11 protein-coding genes are annotated in these 19,570 nt (G+C 70.9%); 9 read left to right on the top strand and 2 right to left on the bottom strand.

Translation table 11 applies throughout. From position 1 onward, the window contains the following. Nucleotides 1–3 precede the first annotated feature (3 nt). The gene (gene gltB, locus OV208_RS23955) at nucleotides 4–4,575 is read right to left on the bottom strand and encodes a glutamate synthase large subunit (RefSeq protein ID WP_267576199.1); all 4,572 of its coding nucleotides are present in this window, start codon (nucleotides 4,573–4,575) and stop codon (nucleotides 4–6) included. 263 nt (nucleotides 4,576–4,838) lie between these two features. Here gltB and OV208_RS23950 point away from each other — a divergent pair, with 263 nt between their 5' ends. Genes OV208_RS23950 through OV208_RS23935 form a run of 4 tightly spaced genes read left to right on the top strand, consistent with a single transcriptional unit; the run spans nucleotide 4,839 to nucleotide 9,352 of the window. Beyond that, nucleotides 4,839–5,447 (top strand): biliverdin-producing heme oxygenase, encoded by a 609-nt coding sequence (locus OV208_RS23950; protein WP_267576198.1) that lies wholly within the window; start codon nucleotides 4,839–4,841, stop codon nucleotides 5,445–5,447. Beyond that, nucleotides 5,440–7,701 (top strand): ATP-binding protein, encoded by a 2,262-nt coding sequence (locus tag OV208_RS23945; RefSeq protein ID WP_324291404.1) that lies wholly within the window; start codon nucleotides 5,440–5,442, stop codon nucleotides 7,699–7,701. The genes OV208_RS23950 and OV208_RS23945 overlap by 8 nt, the downstream gene beginning before the upstream one ends. Further along, nucleotides 7,698–8,135 (top strand): response regulator, encoded by a 438-nt coding sequence (locus OV208_RS23940; RefSeq protein WP_267576196.1) that lies wholly within the window; start codon nucleotides 7,698–7,700, stop codon nucleotides 8,133–8,135. Before OV208_RS23945 ends, OV208_RS23940 begins: the two co-directional genes overlap by 4 nt. After that, the gene (locus tag OV208_RS23935; RefSeq protein WP_267576195.1) at nucleotides 8,132–9,352 is read left to right on the top strand and encodes a hybrid sensor histidine kinase/response regulator; all 1,221 of its coding nucleotides are present in this window, start codon (nucleotides 8,132–8,134) and stop codon (nucleotides 9,350–9,352) included. Before OV208_RS23940 ends, OV208_RS23935 begins: the two co-directional genes overlap by 4 nt. 21 nt (nucleotides 9,353–9,373) lie before the next feature. On the opposite strand, the gene OV208_RS23930 is transcribed toward OV208_RS23935, so the two are convergent. After that, nucleotides 9,374–9,943: a DUF420 domain-containing protein gene (locus OV208_RS23930; RefSeq protein WP_267576194.1), complete on the bottom strand. Its 570-nt coding sequence runs from the start codon at nucleotides 9,941–9,943 to the stop codon at nucleotides 9,374–9,376. A gap of 172 nt (nucleotides 9,944–10,115) precedes the next feature. Between OV208_RS23930 and OV208_RS23925 the strand changes: the two genes are divergently transcribed. The 5 genes from OV208_RS23925 to OV208_RS23905 all read left to right on the top strand — a co-directional run bounded on the left by OV208_RS23925 (nucleotide 10,116) and on the right by OV208_RS23905 (nucleotide 19,566). Beyond that, nucleotides 10,116–12,089 carry a DUF1585 domain-containing protein gene (locus OV208_RS23925; RefSeq protein WP_267576193.1) on the top strand — a complete coding sequence of 658 codons (1,974 nt, stop codon included), beginning with the start codon at nucleotides 10,116–10,118 and terminating at the stop codon, nucleotides 12,087–12,089. Then, nucleotides 12,089–12,760: a hypothetical protein gene (locus OV208_RS23920; protein ID WP_267576192.1), complete on the top strand. Its 672-nt coding sequence runs from the start codon at nucleotides 12,089–12,091 to the stop codon at nucleotides 12,758–12,760. Before OV208_RS23925 ends, OV208_RS23920 begins: the two co-directional genes overlap by 1 nt. Nucleotides 12,761–12,776: 16 nt before the next feature. Continuing rightward, nucleotides 12,777–14,204, top strand: a complete 1,428-nt coding sequence (locus OV208_RS23915; protein WP_267576191.1) for a DUF1501 domain-containing protein — start codon at nucleotides 12,777–12,779, stop codon at nucleotides 14,202–14,204. Nucleotides 14,205–14,258: 54 nt separating this feature from the next. Next, nucleotides 14,259–15,776, top strand: a complete 1,518-nt coding sequence (locus tag OV208_RS23910; RefSeq protein WP_267576190.1) for a hypothetical protein — start codon at nucleotides 14,259–14,261, stop codon at nucleotides 15,774–15,776. 79 nt (nucleotides 15,777–15,855) lie between these two features. Next, nucleotides 15,856–19,566 (top strand): VCBS repeat-containing protein, encoded by a 3,711-nt coding sequence (locus OV208_RS23905; RefSeq protein WP_267576189.1) that lies wholly within the window; start codon nucleotides 15,856–15,858, stop codon nucleotides 19,564–19,566. Nucleotides 19,567–19,570 lie beyond the last annotated feature (4 nt).

Raw genomic sequence — 19,570 nt, 5'->3', positions numbered from 1 at the left:
CGCTTAGACCCCCCCGCCGACGACGTGGAGCTGCTGCACGCCCGCGGCCGGTGGGGGCCGCCGCGCCGCCCGCCGCGCCTGGAGCACGCGCTTGTAGTCGGTGGGCATCACCTTCATGAACTGCGGCACCATCAGCTCCCAGTTGTCGAGCACCCGCCGCGCCAGCGTGCTGCCGGTGTGGTGCAGGTGGCGTTCGATCATCCCGTGCACGAGCCAGATTTCGGACTCGTCCACCAGCGACTCCAGCTCCACCATCTCCAGGTTGCAGCGCTCGCGGAAGGAGCGGTCCCGGTCCAACACGTACGCGGTACCGCCGCTCATGCCGGCCGCGAAGTTGCGGCCCGTGGGTCCCAGCACCACCACCACGCCGCCCGTCATGTATTCGCACCCGTGGTCGCCCACGCCCTCCACCACCGCCTGCGCGCCGCTGTTGCGCACCGCGAAGCGCTCGCCCGCGAGCCCCCGCAGGTACACCTCGCCGGCCGTCGCCCCGTAGAGCACCGTGTTGCCCACGAGCACGTTCTCTTCCGACACGAAGCGGCTGCCCTCGGGCGGATAGACGATGACGCGTCCGCCGGACAGGCCCTTGCCCAGGTAGTCGTTGGTGTCGCCCTCCAGCTCCAGCGTCACCCCCGCCGCCAGGAACGCGCCGAAGCTCTGGCCCGCGGAGCCCTTCAGCTTCACCCGCAGCTTGCCGTCCGGCAGCCCCTGCGCGCCGTGGCGGCGGGCAATCTCTCCGGACAGCATCGCGCCCACCGCGCGGTGCGTGTTCGCCACCGGCAGGTTGAGCAGGAGCGGCGGCCCGCCCGAAAGCACCGACTGCGCCTTCGCCAGCAGCTCATGGTCCAGGTGGTCCGACACATCCTTGCGGTGCGGCACCACGCAGTGCCGGGGCTCGGAGGCCGGCGCGGCCGGCGCGGCGAGCAGCGCGGACAGGTCCACCTTGCGCGCCTTCCAGTGGTCCACCGCCGTGCGCTGGCGCAAGAGGTCCACGCGGCCCACCAGGTCCTCCAGCTTGCGGATGCCCAGTTGGGCCATCTGCCGGCGCAGGTCCTCGGAGAGCATCATGAAGAAGCTCACCACGTTCTCGGGCGTGCCCTGGTAGCGCTCGCGCAGCGCGGGGTCCTGCGTGGCGATGCCCGCCGAGCAGGTGTTGAGGTGGCACTTGCGCAGCATGATGCAGCCCACGGAGACGAGGCTCGCGGTGGCGAGTCCGAACTCCTCCGCGCCGAGCAGCGCCGCCACCAGCACGTCGCGCGCGGTGCGCAGGCCGCCGTCCACCTGCACGCGCACGCGCGAGCGCAGGCCGTTCTGCACCAGCACCTGCTGCGTCTCCGCGAGCCCCAGCTCCCACGGCAGGCCCGCGTGCTGGAGGCTGGAGAGGGGGGATGCGCCCGTGCCGCCCTCGTAGCCCGCGATGACCACGGCGCTGGCGCCCGCCTTGGCGACGCCCGCGGCGATGGTGCCCACGCCCACCTCGCTCACCAGCTTCACGCTCACGCGCGCCTTCGCGTTGACGGACTGGAGGTCGTAGATGAGCTGCGCCAGGTCCTCGATGGAGTAGATGTCGTGGTGCGGCGGAGGGGAGATGAGCGTCACGCCCGGCGTGGACCAGCGCACGCGCGCGATTCTCTCATCCACCTTGTGGCCCGGAAGCTGTCCGCCCTCGCCGGGCTTGGCGCCCTGGGCCATCTTGATTTGAAGCTCGTCCGCGTTGACCAGGTACTCGGCGGTGACGCCGAAGCGCGCGCTCGCCACCTGCTTGATGGCGCTGCGGCGCGAGTCGCCGTTGGGCTCCTTCGTGTAGCGCCGCGCTTCCTCGCCGCCCTCGCCGCTGTTGGACTTGCCGCCCAGCCGGTTCATCGCGATGGCCAGCGTCTCGTGCGCCTCCGCGCTGATGGAGCCGAAGGACATGGCCCCGGTGACGAACCGGCGCGCCAGCTCCAGCGCGGGCTCCACCTCCTCCAGCGGCACCGGCGTACAGCCCTTCGTCACCACGTCCAAGAGGCCGCGCAGGTTGCTGTGCTCGCGCGTCTCGTCGTCCGCCAGCTTCGAATACTCCTGGAACGCCGCCGCGTCGTCCGCGCGCACCGCCGCCTGGAGCTTCGCCACCGTGGCCGGGTTCCACTTGTGCCGCTCGCCCTGCCGGCGCCAGCGGAACTGACCGCCCACGGGGAGCAGGCCCTCCTCGCCGTCCGCCGCCTGACCGAAGCCGCGCGCGTGCCGTTCAGAGACTTCGCGCCCCAGCTCCGGCAGGCCCACGCCTTCGATGCGGGACGGCGTGCCGGTGAAGTGCTTTTCAATCAACCCGCGCTGGAGGCCCACCGCCTCGAAGAGCTGCGACCCTCGGTAGGACTGGAGCGTGGAGATGCCCATCTTGGACATCACCTTGAGCAGGCCCTCCTCCAGCGCGTGGAGGTACTGCTCCTGGGCCTTGTCCTCGCCCGCCTTCAATTCCCCGGCGTCCGCCAGCGCGCGCAGCGTGTCCAGCGCGAGGTACGGGTTCACCGCCGACACGCCGTAGGCGAACAGGCACGCGAAGTGGTGCACCTCGCGCGGCTCGGCCGTCTCCAGGACGATGCCCGTGTACATGCGGGTGCCGTCGCGCACCAGCCGCTGGTGCACCGCGGACACGGCCAGCAGCGCCGGGATGGCCGCGTGCGCCGCGTCCACGCCCCGGTCGCTCAGCACGAGCACGCTGGCGCCCGCGTCCACCGCGTCCACCGCCGCCATGCACAGCCGCTCCACCGCGACTTCCAGCGCCGTGGCCGCGCCGCCCGCGTGCGGGTACAGCAGGCTCAGCGTGCGCGGCTCGAACAGGCCGGTGTCACCGCGCAGGTTCGCAAGCCGCGCCAGTTGCCCGTTGGTCAGGATGGGGCCCGGCAGGGACAGCCGGTGACACTGCTCGGGGGTCTCCTCGAAGGTGTTGCCTTCGGGGCCCAGCGCGGTGGCCAGCGTCATCACCAGCGCCTCGCGCAGCGGGTCGATGGGCGGGTTGGTCACCTGCGCGAAGAGCTGGTGGAAGTAGTTGAAGAGGGTGGGGGCCTGGTCGCTCAGCACCGCGAGCGGCGTGTCGGTGCCCATGGAGCCGGTGGGCTCCTTGCCCGTCTCCGCCATGGGGACCAGCGTGGTGCGCACGTCCTCGTCCGTGAAGCCGAACGCGCGCTGGAGCCTCCACAGCGACTCACCCTTCAGCCGCTCCGGTGCGGGCACCGCGGGCAGGTCTTCGAAGGTGAAGACGTTGCGCTGCAACCAGCGGCGGTACGGCCAGCGCGTGGTGATTTCGCGCTTGGCCTCCTCGTCCTCGATGATGCGCCCCTCGGCGGTGTCCACCAGCAGCATGCGGCCCGGCGTCAGCCGACCCTTGCGGCGCACCTGCGATGGGGGCACGTCGATGACGCCCGTCTCCGACGCCAGGATGATGCGGTCATCCTCCGTCACCAGATAGCGCGCGGGCCGCAGGCCGTTGCGGTCCAGGGTCGCGCCAATGAGCTGACCGTCCGTGAACGCGATGGCCGCCGGCCCGTCCCAGGGCTCCAGCAGCGATGCGGAGTACTCGTAGAAGGCCCGGCGCTCGTCGGGCATCTGCTTGTGCGCCTCCCACGCCTCCGGGATCATCATCATCATGGCGTGGGGCAGGGTGCGGCCGCCCAGATAGAGCAGCTCCACCATGTTGTCGAACTGCGCGGAGTCGCTCTTGCCCGGCACGATGATGGGCCACAGGGGCTCCAGGCTGCCGCCCAGCTTCGCCGTCTGGAGCAGGCCGCGCCGCGCCGTCATCCAGTTGCGGTTGCCACGCAGGGTATTGATTTCGCCGTTGTGCGCGATGAAGCGGAACGGCTGCGCCAGCTCCCACGTGGGGAACGTGTTGGTGGAGAAGCGCGAGTGCACCAGCGCCAGCGCGCTGACGAACTCCGGGTGCCGCAGGTCCGCGTAGAAGCGCGGCAGCTGCCGGGGCAATAGCAGCCCCTTGTAGATGAGGGTCTCCGACGAACAGCTGGCCACGTGGAAGCGCCCCTGCGGATCCACGCCGCGCGCCAGCACGCGGTTCTCCACCAGCTTGCGGATGCGGTACAGCTTGCGCTCGAAGGCGCTGGGCACCACGCGACGGCGCGCGATGAAGAGCTGCCGGATGACCGGCGCCACCTGCCGCGCGAGCGACCCCAGCTCCTCCGGGGCCACCGGCACATCCCGCCAGCCGAGCAGCCGCTGGCCCTCCTCCTCCACCACGTCCTCGAACAGCGCCTCGCACGCGCGGCGCGCCTCGGGCTCCGGCGGCAGGAACACCTGCGCCACGCCATACTGGCGGCGCGGGGGCAAATCGAAGCCCAGCTTCGGGGCTTCATGGTTGAAGAAGCGGTGGGGCAGCTGCACCAGGATGCCGGCGCCGTCACCCGTCTCCGGGTCGCGACCCGCCGCGGCGCGGTGACTCAGCCGGTTGAGCAGCTCCAGCGCGTCCTCCACGATGCCGCGCGAGCGCTGACCCCGGATGTGGGCCACGAACCCCACGCCGCACGCGTCGTGCTCGGTCTCCGGCTCATACAGGCCGTAGCGCCGCGGGAGGGTGAACGACATCGTGTGGACCCCTTTCCCGCATGACACGGGAAGCCAAGCTGTGGAGCTTGCAGGCTAACGCGCCGTGTCGCACCCCGTAAAGGCAGGGCGGCTCAGGGGGTTGGTGCCTCAAGCGGAGTGGGACCGGGGGGACGGGTCCGTGAAACATCACGCACCGTGCGTTGAACATGCCCCGCGGGACCCGGATGAACGGATGAACGGCCAACATTCTGGACAGATGGTTGTTTCCTGTTGCCGCGGTGCTTCACATCCTCGGAGCCATCTTGGGACTGCTGCAGCGACTGAAGACGGAGACGCGCCCTCACCACGAGCGCACGGAAGGGGTGGTGCGCCTGATGGACGCGCACCTGACGCCCGCTGACTACCTGCGCCATCTGGAGGACTTCTACGGGCTCTACGTCCCCCTGGAGGCGCGGCTCGCCGGCCCCCTGGCGGCGGTGGGGCCCGCGCTGGCGCTCGAATCGCGCTGGAAGGTGCCGCTGCTGGAGGAGGACCTGCGGGCACTGGGCCATGACACGGCCTCGCTCGCGCGGCTGCCGCGTGCCTCCCCGTTGCCGTCCTTGCCGGGGCTCGCCGAGGCGCTCGGCTGCGCGTATGTGCTGGAGGGCTCCACGCTGGGCGGCCAGCTCATCCTGCGCCACCTGACGCGCCACTTTGGAACGGACGCGCGCGTGGGCACCTTCGCCTTCTTCCGGGCCTACCGCGAGCAGGTGGGGCCCATGTGGCGGGCCTTCGGCGACGTCGTCACCCAGGCGTCCGAACGGGCGTCCTCCGACACCTTCGACGCAGCCGTCGTCCAGGGGGCCCGCGACACCTTCGACACCTTCGCTGACTGGTTGATGCGGGAGAACGATGTCCCCGTCCGTGTCTGACGCCGACCTGAGTGTCTGCGACCGTGAACCCATCCACCTGCTGGGCGGCATCCAGCCCCGCGGGGTCCTCGTCGCCTTCGAGAAGGTGGGCGAAGCCATCGCCGTGGTGAGCTCCAACGCGGCCGCGCTGCTCGGCGTGGGGCCGGACGCGCTCGTGGGCCAGCCCCTCGGCCGCATCGTGTCCCGCGAGGTGCTGACGCGCGTGGAGGCGGGCGTGGCGCTGGGGCCCGTCAACGTGGAGGTGGGCGGCCGCAGGTGCTCCGCGCTGCTGCACGAGAGTGACGGCCTGCGGGTGCTGGAGCTGGAGCCGCTGTCGGACGCGGACACGAGCACGGAGGAGGACGCGCTGAGCGCGGTGCACCGGCTGGTGTCGCCGCTGGCGCGGGCGAAGGGCGTGGGCGCGCTGCTCCAGGAGGCCGCGGCCGCGGTGCGGGCGCTCATCGGCTACGACCGCGTGATGGTGTACCGCTTCCACTCGGACTTCCACGGCGAGGTGGTGGCGGAAAGCGTGCGTGAAGGCGTCGATCGCTTCATGGGCCTGCACTTCCCGGCGACCGACATCCCGGTGCAGGCGCGGGCCCTCTACACGCGCAACACCCTGCGCCTCATCGCGGACGTGGACGCGAAGGTCGTGGGGCTCGTCCCCGCCACGCTGCCCGGCACGGACCGTCCGCTGGACCTGTCCGGCTCGGCGCTGCGCAGCGTGTCGGAGATCCACCTGGCGTACCTGCGCAACATGGGCGTGGGCGCGTCCTTCAGCGTGTCGCTCCTGAAGGACGGGCAGCTCTGGGGGCTCATGGCCTGCCACCACCTGTCGCCCCGGGGCGTGTCGGCCGCGCGGCGCCAGGCGTGTGAAGTGCTGGCGCGGTTGCTGTCGCTCCAGCTCGCCGCCGAGGAGCGTGCCGTGGAGTCCGCGGCCCAGGCGCGGCGCGCGTCGCTGCTCAACGTCCTCGTGGTGCCGGGCCTGGGCGAGTATTCCCCCGCGCGGGCCCTGGAGGCGCAGGCTCCGCTGCTGATGGACCTCACCGGCGCCAAGGGCGTGGCGCTGGTGCTGGGTGCGAGCGCGGGACTCCAGGGCGGCGCCCCGCTGCTGCTGGGGGACACGCCGTCGGAGGCGGAGGTGCTCGCCCTGGTGGCCTGGCTGTCGCAGCAGGAGCTTCCGGACGACGTCTTCCACGTGGACCGTCTGGGGGATGTCTACCCGGGGCTGGCCTCGCGCGCGGAGGTGGCCGCGGGCCTGCTGGCCGTGCGCCTGGATCCCGCGGTGCCGCACTTCGCGCTGTGGTTCCGGCCGGAGGTGGCGCGCACCGTGTCGTGGGCCGGCAATCCGAACAAGCCCGTGCGTCCGGAGCCGGGACATTCGCGGCTGCTCCCTCGCGCCTCCTTCGACGTGTGGCGCGAGGAGGTGCGGGACGCGTCCCTGCCGTGGTCGGCGCAGGACGTGGAGGCGGCGCGCGCCCTCAAGGGCGCCCTCGTGGGGGTGGTGCTGCGGCACGCGGAGGAGCTGGCCCGGCTGTCGCGGGAGCTGGCCCGCTCCAACGCGGAGCTGGACGCCTTCGGCGGCACCGTGGCGCACGACCTCAAGGAGCCCCTGCGCGGCATCCTCCAGTACAGCTCCTTTCTCCAGGAGGACTTCGGCCCGGTGCTGGGACAGGCCGGGGGCGCGCAGCTGGAAGCCCTGACGTGGCTGGCGAAGCGCACGCACGAACTCATCGACAACCTCTTCGAATACAGCCGCCTGGGCCGGTTGGAGCTGGCCTGGGAGGAGACGAACCAGCAGGCCCTGGTGGACGACGTGCTGCGCACGCTGGGGGCGCGGCTGGAGGAGGGACGGGTGGAGGTGCGGCTGCCCCGCCGGCTGCCCACCGTCGCGTGCGACCCCATCCGCATCCGGCAGGTGTGGGCCAACCTCATCTCCAACGCGGCCAAGTACCAGACCGCCGAGCCCCGCTGGGTGGAGGTGGGCTTCCTCGGGCCGGGAGAAACGCGTCCGGAGGCGGCGCGGCACGTCACCGCGCCCTATCTTTTCTTCGTGAGGGATCCCGGCATCGGCATCGCCCCTCAATTCCACGAGGCCATCTTCGAACTGTTCCGTCGCCTGCACCCCGCGCAGGCGTTCGGAGGCGGGAGTGGGGCGGGGCTGGCCATCGCGCGGCGTCTGGTGTCATTGCACGGAGGGCTGTTGTGGGTGGACTCCGCGCCAGGACGGGGCTCCACCTTCTTCTTCACGCTTGGCAAGGAACCCCGCGGATGAGTCCCCTGTTGCTCGTGGAAGACAGTGATCCGGACGCGGAGGCGTTGCTGCGCATCGCCCGGCGGCTGCCGCTGCCCGTGCCGGTGGTGCGCGTGCGCGACGGTGAAAGCGCCCTGGACTACCTCTACCAGCGGGGGGCCTATCCGGATGCGGAGCGGCCGGTGCTCGTCCTGCTGGACATGCACATGCCGGGCATGAGCGGGCGCGACGTGCTGACGCGGCTGAAGGCGGATCCGAACCTGCGCCCCATCCCGGTCATCATCTTCTCCAGTTCGGTGGCGGCGGAGGACGTGGACGGGGCGTACGCGGACGGCGCCAACAGCTACCTCTTCAAGCCGGAAATCGGTCCCCAGCTCCAGGCGACCGCGGAGGCGCTGCACGACTTCTGGTTCAAGGCCGCGCGGCTGCCCGCGCCGGAAGCGCAGGGCGCATGACCCTGCGCGTGCTCCTGGTCGACGACGGAATGGCGGATCGCATCGCGGTCAGCCGTGCGCTGGCCAAGGATCCGGACATGAAGTGGGAGGTGGCGCAGGTGGCCTCCGCGGAGGAGGCGCTGGAGTACCTGTCCGTCCATGCCGCGGACGCGATGCTGCTCGACTACCACCTGCCTGGCATGAACGGCGTGGCCCTGCTCCAGAAGCTCGCGGAGCTGGGCCTTCCCACCTTGCCGGCGGTCGTGGTGCTCACGGGCAGTGGCAATGAGCGCGTGGCGGTGGCCGCGATGAGGGCCGGCGCCCAGGACTACCTCGTCAAGGATGCCTTCAGCCCGGAGCGCCTGCGCCACAGCCTGCGCGGTGCCGTGGACGCGGTGCGCATGACGCGCGAGCTGGAAGAGCGCCGCCTGCGTGCGGAGCGGGCCGAGGCCGTCGCCCGGGACGCCCTGGCCGTGCGCGACGAGCTCTTCTCGCTGGCGACCCACGACCTCAAGGGCCCGCTGCAGATCATGACGCTCAACGCCCAGGTGCTGCGCCGGCAGATTCCCGCCGCCGTGATGACGCCCGCGCTGGAGACGCGCCTGGGCCACATCGTGCGCGCCGCGCACCGCATGGGAGAGCTCATCGACCACTTCCTGGAGGTGACGCGCGGTCAGGAGCGTCCCCTCAAGCGCGAACCCATGGACCTGCGCGCCATGGTGCACGGCAAGGTGCGCGAACTGGAAGCCACGGCGACGCACCACACCTTCGTCCTGGAGGCGCCGGAAGGCCGTGACTTCACGGGGGACTGGGACGCGCATGCCCTGGAGCGCGTGCTGGAGAACCTGATGGGCAACGCGGTGAAGTACAGCGCCGCGGGCTCCACCGTCACCGTGCGCCTGGGGGTGGAGGAACAGGACCCCCATCAGTCCGTGCTGCTCTACGTGGTGGACCAGGGCATCGGCATCCCCGCGGCGGACCTGCCCTTCGTCTTCGAGCGCTTCCACCGCGGCCGCAACGTGTCCCAGGACGTGTCCGGCAGCGGCGTGGGCCTGGCCAGCGCGCGGCGCATGGTGGAGCTGCACGGCGGCACGCTGGCCGTGGAGAGCCAGGAGGGCATCGGCTCCACCTTCATCGTGCGTCTGCCCCGGGGCCTCCAGGTCAGCGCGTTCCCCTCGACGGCCGCTCCGCAGCAGGGGCCGGCCTCGTCCGGGGGGTCCACGCACTCCGCGCGGTGACGCGCAGGGGAGGGCGGGGCTTCAGGAGACGGCGGGGATGCCGCCGCGCAGCATGAAGTACACCACCACGCCCGTCACCGACACGTAGAGCCAGATGGGCGCCAGCCACCGCGTCACCTTGCGGTGCCGCGCGAACTGCTGCCGCCAGGAGAAGTAGAAGGCCACGAGCGCCAGGGGCAGCACCGGCATGGACAAGAGCACGTGGCTGGCCAGCAGCGTCAGGTACAGCCCCCGGAAGTCGCCCACGTAGCGCGTGTCCCCGTGCACGTAGTGGTAGGCGAGGTAGCCCACCAGGAACAGCGCGGACGCCGCGAACGCGCTCACCATCAGGTTCTGGTGCACCCGGCGCGCGCCCCGTTTGATGGCGATCCACCCGCCCAACAGCAGCGTCGCCGCCGTCGCGTTGAGCACCGCGTTCACCGCCGGCATGAAGCGCAGGTCCACGCCTACGCCCGCGCCGCCCCGGCGGATGAGCAGCAGCCACGCCAGCAGCGCCAGCGCTCCGGCGGACACCACGCCAATGGCGATGAAGAACGACCGGTCGCGCGACGGCGACGAGGGGGGGGACATCCCGAACGCGGCGTTGGACATGGCCCCCCTTGTGGACCGCGTCACGGCCCGCGCGCAACTTCTCCCCGGAGAGGATGCCTACATCGGGGTACATGTCGCACGAATGGAATCGGTTAGGTCAACTGGATCTCAAACCGGAAATTCCTTCATACTCCTACGCGTCGCCCCCGACCCCCCCTCTCGGAGGTTCCCCGTGTTCAGCGTGCGTAGCCTTGCCCCACTGGCGAGCGCCGCCCTCCTGCTCGCCCTGCCCGCAGCCGCTGAAGAAGCGGTGTGCGCGCCCGTGGCGAAAGTCCCTTTGGAGCGGCATCTTCGGCAGCTTTCCCTCGACCTCCTGGGCCGCCCTCCCACGATGGAGGAGTACAAGACCTTCCAGGCCAAAGGTTCCGTCACGGCGGAGGACGTCAGGCAGATGATGGGCCAGGAGCCCTTCTACGCCCGGATGCGCGAATTCCACCGCGCCCTTTTGCGCTCCAACATCAACTCCAGCGTGAACGGCAACGGGGATTACCGGGTTTCCGGAACGCCGTTGAGCTTCGCGGGCAACAACTCCAACGCGCTGCGCGGTGGCCAGAGCCAGCGCTGTGACGGAGAGATCGCCCAGGACAGCTGCAAGGCGAACCCGCAGGACGGGCACCATGACGCGTCGCCGGCCGTCGCCTGCCGCGACCCGCAGGGCGTGCCGAATCCGGTCAGCTACGACTACGACACGAACTTCTACCAGTGCCGCCAGTTGGACCCGGCCTCCACGGTGGAGGAGCTGAAGTTCGCCGACTGCAACGCGCTGAAGGCCGACGCGAAGTGGGGCCGGTACGTGAACTTCTGCGACAACCGCTACAACGCGACCGCGGGCAAGTCGGTGGGCTATCTGTGCCTGCCGGACCCGGCCAAGACGAGCACCAACGTGCTGAAGCCGTTCCCGGAGACGGGCAACATCACGTCCTTCGAGCACCCGAACCCGGAGACGAATCCGAACCTGAAGCGCCTGTCGCGCTGCACGCTCACCCTGCCGACGCGAACCGTCCAGGGCACGTGGCAGCCGCAGCAGGGCTGTGTGCAGCGCGACGGCTACGTGACGACCACCGTGCAACCGTACTGGTCCGCCACCACGGAGCCGGTGAAGGTGTGCGCGGTGGAGGCGCAGAACCGCGCCACCAACCCGTACACGGGCGAGTCCTGTGAGACGGGCCGCTTCAACGGCGACCGCAGCTGCGGCTGTGGCGACAAGATGCGCCGGTGCGAAATCGCCGACGTGCACACCGCGCGCGTCGCCTCCTTCAACGAGGAGCCGCTGCTCATCACCGACGCGGTGGTGCGCAACGACGAGCCCTACTTCAACATCCTCACCACCCGCCGCTCCTTCGTGAACGGCACGCTGTCGGAGTTCTACCGGCAGAAGCAGGGCGTCGCCGTCTTCAACGTGAAGGCGCCCGCGGAGGTGGCCACGCTGCCCGCCGTGCCGTACGAGGACAAGACCACCTGGTCCGGGTACACGCGCGACAACACCCACTCCGGCGTGCTCACCACGCCCTCGTTCCTCTACCGCTTCCCCACCCAGCGCGCCCGCGTGAACGAGTTCTACGAGGCGTTCCTCTGCAAGCACTTCTCCCCGGCCGCGGACGCCACACTGCCGTCCCCGGATGACGCCTGCAACCGGGAGAACAACCTGGCCAAGCGCTGCGGCTGCAACTACTGCCACGCCACCATCGAGCCCACGGGCGCGCACTGGGGCCGGTACGCGGAGCGCTCCGCGCTGTTCCTGTCGCCGGATCAGTTCCCCCGCCTGGATCCGAAGTGCCGCGACTGCGCCATCGCCGGTGACACCAACTGCGGCGGCGAGTGCAGCCAGTACGTGATGCAGGCCTTCGACGGCGACGGCGCCAACTCGCTGGGCCTCCTGAAGACCTACCTCTACCGCTCCGCGGACGAGGAGAAGAACATCGAGGGTGGTCCCCAGACGCTGGTGAAGCGGATGATGGAGACCGGTGACCTGGAGCGCTGCACCGTCAAGCGCGTGTGGAACGAGTTCCTGGGCCGCGCGATGACGACCGAGGAGCAGCGGATGTACCTCCAGACGCTGTCGCAGGACTTCGCGAAGAACAACCACAGCATGAAGGGCCTCATCGAGCAGGTGGTGATGTCCGACGCGTACCGGAGGATCGACTGATGCGCCGCCTCGTGTTGACCGCGCTCCTCGCGCTCGCAGCGGGCTGCACCCAGGGCTCCGTGGATGCTCCCGCGAAGCCGGTGCCGCTGGATGCCCAGTTGGACCCCGTTCCGAACCCGCATGGGGACGGCACGCAGATCGACCCGTTGCCGGACCCGGAGGCCCAGGGTGGCAGCGTGGGCCGTGCCGCGCGCCGGCTCACCGTCGCGCAGCTCAAGGAGTCCATCAAGATCGCCGTGGGCATGGAGTGGGATGAGCTGGAGGCCCGCGCCCAGTCGCTGGGCCGCGCCGACTACGCGCTCATCACCACGGAGAACACCGAGCCGAACCTCGTCTTCGCCCGCTTCCTGGACGACGGCGCGCGCAAGGTGTGCATCGCGCAGGCGCAGAAGGACATCGCGCAGCCGGACCTGTCGCTGCGCACGCTGGGCCGCACGCTGCCCACGCCCATGAGCGACTTGACCAGGCTCACGGACGCGCAGGTGAACGAGACCATCGTCTACCTGTCCACCCGCTTCTGGGGCGCGCCCCTGGCAGGTGAAGAGCTGGCCCGCTACGCGACCTTCTTCCGCAAGGCCGCCGCCCGTGCCGAAACCCTCAAGAAGCGGGACCAGGCGCTGGCGGTCGTGTGCATCGCCATGCTGACGGACTCGCGCTTCATCACCTACTGACCTTCTGGTGCCCGCGATGAAGAAGACGCGCCAAGACGACCTCCAGCTCCCCGAGCGCCGCACCTTCCTCAAGGCCGGAGCCGGCTTCATGGGCTCCCTCCTCCTGGGAGGCATCCCCTTCAAGGCCGTGGCCCAGGCGACGAACCTGGCCCCCGCCGACCGCTGCTTCGTGTTCGTCTATTTCTCCGGAGGGTGGGACCAGCTGCTCGCGTTCGACCCCCGCGACCCGACCGTGTTCACGGACGACGCGGTCAGCCAGACGCGCATCATGCCGGGCTACAACCAGCTCTCCACCGACGCGCGCTTCTCGACGATGCCCATCGTCCCCAAGGAGCGCGCGGGCGCGGGCGCTCCGACGATGACGTTCGGCCCGGCCATTGGTGACGTGCGGCCGGGGATGGCCAACCTCTCCGACCACTACGACCTGATGACCGTGGTGCGCGGCATCAACATGAGCACGCTCACGCACGAGGTGGGCTACCGCTACTTCCTCACCGGGAAGATGCCCATTGGCAGCGCGGCGCGTGGCTCCTCCACCGCGACGGAGATCGTCGGGCAGATGAAGCCCGCGGTGCCCATCCCGTCCATCGCGCAGAACGTGGAGTCGTACAACGACCGCTACGGTGGCTACGCCAACGCGCTGCGCGTCAGCGGTCTGGCGGACCTGGTGCTCACGCTGGACCCGCCCTCGGCGGCCCGCCAGCTGGACAGCGAAATCGAGAAGAGCCTCATCGACCTCAACGGCATGCCCATCACCTGCGAGGAGCAGGCGTTCGCGGCCCGGGGCGTGGGGACGACGTACGAGAACAGCCGCGAACAGATGCAGTCCGTGATGGCCAACAAGCTGTCGGACTCGTTCCGCTTCAACCTGGCGGCCAACGACCAGGTGCGCGCCACCTACGGCCTCAACGGGCAGTCCTACCCGTACAACAGCGCCAACGGCCGCGCGGCCATGGTGGCCACCGCCCTGAAGAAGGGCATCAGCCAGTGCGTGTCCATCAACCTGGCCGGCGGCCTGGACACCCACTTCGGCACGCAGCTCACCCACGCCAGCAACCAGCGCGCCGGCTTCGACGCGCTCAACCTGTTGGTCACGGACCTGCGGAGCACGCAGCATCCGGGTGGCGGCAACTTCATGGACCACACCACCATCCTGGTGTTCAGCGAGTTCGCTCGCACGCCCACCATCAACGCCACGGGCGGGCGTGACCATCACCTGTCCAACAGCTGCCTGATGATGGGCGCGGGCATCAAGCACAACCTGGTGGTGGGCCGCAGCGGTGACATCGGCATGTCGCCCGGCACGGTGGACCTGCGCACCGGCGCCAATGATCCGAACGGTTCCAACATCTTCCCCGAGCACATCATCGCGACGGTGCTGGCCTCGGCGAAGCTGGACTACAGCATCACGCGGGTGGACCCGCTGCGGTTCATCCTTGCCTGAGTCTTGATGAGCACTCCCTCCTCGCGTCCCTGGCCGCGCCACGGTTCCCCCTCCGTGGCGCGTTTCATCCCCTCCTCGCTCCTGTTCTGCGCCGCGATGCTGGTTGTCGCGTGTGGCGAGGACGCCCCGCCGGGGAGCAACCCGGCGAAGCCCGCGGCATTCACCGCCACCCAGGTCGCGAGCTCCCAGGGGCTGGCGCCGACCCGTGGCTTCGCGGACCAGTCCGGCGGCGGCATCTTCGCCACCCCGGAAGGCGGCGCCGTGCGGCTTCGGCTGGACGGCTCACGGGCGGCCCTGGAGCCACACCCGAAGAACATCGCCACGGCAGGCAAGGTGCTCGCGACCTTCCGCCTGGGGCCGCACAGCGCCCTGGTGGAGACGGACACGGGCCTGTTCCTGGCGAACCAGGGCTGGCTCATCGAACCGCTGTGGCAGCAGGTGCTGGGCACGGGCATCGTCGCCACCGCGCAGACGGCGGACGGCGCGGCGTGGATCGCGCACCCCACGGGCCTGTTCCAGATCCAGGGCGGCACGCTCGCGTCGCTGAAGCTGTCGGGACAGGCCCTGTCCGGCATCACCACGATGACGGCGGCGCCCGCGGAGGACGGCCTGCCGGGCCTGTGGTTCGCGCGCCAGGGCAAGCTCAACGTGGTGGTGGCCTCCGCGCCGGGCGTCTACCAGGTGCGCGGCACCGACGCGTCGCTCACCGCCGGTGAGACGGTGGAGGCGCTCGCGGGTCTGGGCGCTGGCACCGGGACCTCCGGCGAGGTGTGGGTGCTCACCAGCACCCGCGTGCTGCGCCGGAACACGGAAGGATGGACGACGGTGGAGTTGCCGTCGCGGCCCCAGCAGTTGATGGGCGCGGGGCGCTTTCTCTGGGCCCGCTCGGACACGAAGCTCTTCGTCTTCGACGCGGACGCGGGCACCTGGGGCGTGGCCGAAGGCCTGCCGTCCGGGACGCCGACGCTGCTGGCGGTGGACGAGAGCGGCTGCGCGTGGGTGGAACTCAACGGGCAGTCGCTGGCGGTGAGCAAGGGCGCGGTGCCGCGCCTGCAGGGGCTGCACCAGGGCATGCTCCTGGTGGAGGATGGGCTGGTGCTCCGGGCCACGCTGCCGCCGGGCTCCCCCCCGAAGAGCGTCGCGTTCCAGTTGGATCAGGCGCAGGAGATCGCCTCCGCCGGCCCTGACTACAGCATGGGCGGCCTGGAGGCGGACGCGACCACGCTCAAGGCGTTCTCGTTCGCCACCGTGACGCCGGGCAACCACACGCTGTCCGTGGTGTCCCGCTTCGAGGACGGCACGGAGGCGCGCCGCGCGGTGCCCTTCACCTATCAGCCGCTCACCACCACGCCTTCGTACGCGCGTGACATCCGGCCCATCCACGAGGCCCGGTGCGCCAAGTGCCACACCACCAGCCCCGGCCGGCCGCTGAACACGTACGAACTGTGGAAGTCCAACGCCCAGCTCATCAACGCGTCGGTGCGCGACCTGCGCATGCCGGCGGACGGGCCGTTGGATCCGCAGGGCATCGCCCTCATCCAGCGCTGGGTCGCCTCCGGCGCGCTGCCTTGAAGTCGTCGCGGTCCTTCCCCTGATGTTCCCTTGACGGTGTCCCTCCCCTTGGGGAGGGCACCCCCCCGAGGCCACCCCCATGAAGCGTTTCACCCGCGCGACCCCCCTCTTCGCGCTCCTGACCCTGGCCTGCCAGGGCGGGCAGGACCCCGCCGTGGTGCTGCCCTACGTGGGCCCGTGCGAAGGCCTGACGCCCATGTCGTTGACAGTGGAGCCGACGACGGTGCGCTCGGGCAGCGTCGCCACGCTGACGGCCGCGGGTGGCAGCGGCCACTACAGCTTCAAGGCGGAAGCGGGCGGCTCGTCCGGGGACATGCGCGGCAACCGCTTCGTCGCGGGGGCCACGCCGGCGCAGGACACGCTGGTGGTGGTGGACGAGCAGTGCGGCGGCTCCGCCACCGTGCGCGTGCAGGTCATCGCGGGCTTCGGCGTCGCGCCGGTGAAGGCGACACTGAAGCCGGGCACGACCTTCCAGATCGCCCTCGACGGACTGGTGGGTGCGGCCTCCTTCACGTTCACCATCAATGCCTCCGGAGGCTCGCTCTCGGAGACGGGCGTCTACACGGCGGGCCCGACGGAGGGGCAGGACGTCGTCACCGTGCGCGACCCGAAGTCCGGTGACACGGAGTTGCTCCTGTACACCGTGAGCAAGGCCGCGAAGCTGGTGGGTGACCCGCCGTACCTGGGCATACCGTCGGGCGCGTCCGCGCCGCTGGGCACGGCGGGTGGCACGGACAGCATGGTGTGGACGAAGAAGTCCGGCCCCGGCACGGTGGCCAATGGGCGCATCGTGGTGGAGGCGGGCGCGTCCGGCCTCATCACGCTGGAGGCGAAGGACCGCTTCACCGGCGAGGTGGCCCCGGTGGCGGTGCGCGTGTTGGATGAACTGTCGCGGCCCCTGCTGGCGCACGGCCGGCTGACGGACGTGGCCACGATGGTGACCGCGGACTTCGACGGAGACGGCATCCAGGACCTCGCGGTGGGACAGCGCGAGAGCGAACTGTCGCGGCCCACCGGCGGCGCGGTGTTCGTCTACAAGGGCAGCGCGTCCGGCCTGCCCACCAAGCCCACCTGGGTGCTGGCGGGTGAGACGGAAGGCGCGCTCTTCGGCGACATGCTGGCCGCGGGCGACCTGGACGGCGACGGGAGAGCGGACCTGGCGGTGTCGTCGCCGGGCGCGGACGTCACCATCGGCGACTCGGGCGCCGTGTACCTCTACACCTTCAAGGCGGGGCAGGCGCCCGCGCTCTTGCGGCCCGCGCTCACCGGCCTGGGCCGGGGCGGCTTCGGCACGGGCATGGCCATCGCGGACGCGGATGGCGACGGGGACCTGGACCTGTTCGTGGGCTCGCCCGCGGGCGACCTGTCCAGCCTCGCGGGCATCAGCCGGCGCGGCGTGGTGGACATCTTCCTGCTCACCAAGGGCCAGCCCGTCCCGGACCTCCCGGCCGTCCGGCTGGGCGGGCAGGACCTGCTGGTGGACGGAAGCTTCACCCTGCGCAGCAACACGGAGCTGGGGCGCGCCATCGTGGTGGCGGACCTCAACGACGACGGCCGGCCGGACCTGGCGTCGCTCAGCAAGCTGACCCGCTACAAGGCGGATGGCAGCACCGACGGCCAGCAGATGGGCGTGGCGGTGTACTTCGCGCGCGACGCGGCGCCGCGCTTCCGTCCCACCGCGGACCTGTACGTGCTGCCGTCCAACACCACCGTGGAGACCCTGGGCAACGAGGGCACGTGGCGGCTGGGCGCGATTCCGGCTGAAGGCAGCCGTCCCCCGCTGCTGCTGGTAATGGCGGACAGGGCGGACTCGCCGGACCTGAGCAAGGTGGGCGGCGTGGCGGCGCAGGTGGACGCGGGCGGCGCGTTCCTGTTCGACCTGCGCGGGAACACGCCCTCGGGCGACCCGTCGGGGAAGCCCGTGAAGGTGCCGCTGGCGGACGCCTTCGGGCGCCTCTACGGCGACGCGCGCAGCATCACCGCGAGCCGGAGCTGGACGGTGATGGACGTGGATGGCGTGGCGGGGCCGGAGCTGCTCCTGGGCGCGCCGTACGCGACGGCGACGGTGGGCACGACGCAGTTGGGCAACGCGGGCAAGGTGCTGGTGTTCCCGCTGGCCACGCTCGCGAAGGGCAGTGTGCAGAACAAGCCGCTGGTGGCGCTGGGCGGCGCGGCGAAGGCGGAGGTGCTGGGCTCCGGGCTGGTGGCGTGGCCGCTGCCGTCGGGCCCGGTGCTGGCGGGCTTCTCCGGCCGGGCTTCTTCCGCGCAGGGTGCCTTCACCGGCCGCGTGGACATCTTCCAGAAGGCGGGCGCGACGCTGGCCGAGTGGTCTCGCAGTGGCCTGGAGGTGACGACGAAGGCCAGCGTGGAGCGCTTCGGTGAGTCGGTGGCGGTGGCCCGGCTGGCCAACCGCGTGATGGCGCTGGTGGGCGCGCAGGGCTTCTCCGGCCCGGGCCCCAATGGCGACGGCAACGACCTCAACGTGGGGCGCGCGTACACGTTCGACACGGCGGAGCCCACGAAGGCGACGGTGGCGGGCGAGGGCGCGAGCTCTCCGTGGGTGGGCGGACGCAACGTGGGCGTGGACGTGGCGTTCACGGACTTCAACGGTGACGGCCGGCCGGACATGGCGGCGGGCGCCACGGCCCTGGTCATCCCGGGCACGAACTCGCCCGCGGGGGACAAGGACGTCTACGCGTCGACCACGTGCATGACGACGGGCACGCAGTCGTTTGGCGGACTCCTGGTGTCCCTGGGCCAGACGGACGGCACCTTCAAGCCGGGCTACCGCGTGTTCGGGCCGGCGACCATCGCCGGCTGCGCGGACCCCACGGCCGCCAGTTGCAAGCGCTCCTTGATGGGCCGGGGCGTGGTGGGCGGCTTCGACTTCAACGGGGACGGCAAGCAGGACCTGGCCGTGCTGCGCGACAAGGGCTTCGACCTGTTCCTGGGCCGCGCGCCGGAGGATGCCTCGCTCGCGAAGCTCACCCTCGCGTGCGACCCCGTCTACTCCTGGCCCACCTCCGTGCAGCAGACCACCGCGCCCGCGACGCTGGGCGACCTGAACGCGGACGGCTGCGACGAGGTGGCGTGGCGCTACTCGGACGGCACGCGCTCCGGCATCGTCGTGCTCTACGGCTACGACACCGGGGGGGCGCGGTGCGGTGGGCGGACGACCGCGTCGATGGTGCGCATCGCGGGTGACGGCGAGGTGTCGCTCACCATGCTCAACCTGGGCGTGGCCAGCACGCGCGCGGGCCGCTTCCTGGGCGACTCGCGGGACTTCATCGCCGTGACGGCCAACAACTTCCTGGTGGGGGGCGTGAGCCAGCCGGCGGTGCTGCTCTACAACGTGGCGGAGCTCAACGCGATCCGACCCGCTTCTGGTGAGAATCGTGTGGCGGCGTTCAACGATCCCAACTGGACCCTGACGCCGCTGACGCTGACCTACCGCTCACGCGCGGTGGGCTTCGGCACGTCGCTGGCGGGCGGCAAGGACCTGAACGGCGACGGCGTGCCGGACCTGTGGGTGGGCGCGCCGGGCGCGTCGGTGGCCTCGGATGGTGAAGGCGCTGCGTTCCTCTTCGCCGGAGGCCCGAAGTCGCAGGGCGCGCTGTCCCCGTTCCTGCTGGTGGTGGGCGACGGCTCGGAGCGCAGCTCCCTGGGCCAGTCGCTCGCGGTCGTCCCCGGCAGTGGAGGCTCGCCGCCGACCGTCATCATCGGCGCGCCGAAGAGCTACCGCACCGGCACGCAGAACGGCACCGCGTTCTCCCTGCCCCTGCCGTTCTGAGGCA

Source organism: Corallococcus sp. bb12-1 (assembly GCF_026626765.1).
GTDB lineage: Bacteria > Myxococcota > Myxococcia > Myxococcales > Myxococcaceae > Corallococcus > Corallococcus terminator.
The sequence above is the reverse complement of the archived record's forward strand: the minus strand, read 5'-3'. Positions and strand labels throughout refer to the sequence as shown.

Bases quoted from the DNA above. Each gene is read 5' to 3' on its own strand.
- gltB (WP_267576199.1), bottom strand. From the start codon at position 4,575: ATGTCGTTCACCCTCCCGCGGCGCTACGGCCTGTATGAGCCGGAGACC.
- OV208_RS23940 (WP_267576196.1), top strand. From the start codon at position 7,698: ATGAGTCCCCTGTTGCTCGTGGAAGACAGTGATCCGGACGCGGAGGCG.
- OV208_RS23935 (WP_267576195.1), top strand. From the start codon at position 8,132: ATGACCCTGCGCGTGCTCCTGGTCGACGACGGAATGGCGGATCGCATC.
- OV208_RS23930 (WP_267576194.1), bottom strand. From the start codon at position 9,943: ATGTCCAACGCCGCGTTCGGGATGTCCCCCCCCTCGTCGCCGTCGCGC.
- OV208_RS23920 (WP_267576192.1), top strand. From the start codon at position 12,089: ATGCGCCGCCTCGTGTTGACCGCGCTCCTCGCGCTCGCAGCGGGCTGC.
- OV208_RS23915 (WP_267576191.1), top strand. From the start codon at position 12,777: ATGAAGAAGACGCGCCAAGACGACCTCCAGCTCCCCGAGCGCCGCACC.
- OV208_RS23905 (WP_267576189.1), top strand. From the start codon at position 15,856: ATGAAGCGTTTCACCCGCGCGACCCCCCTCTTCGCGCTCCTGACCCTG.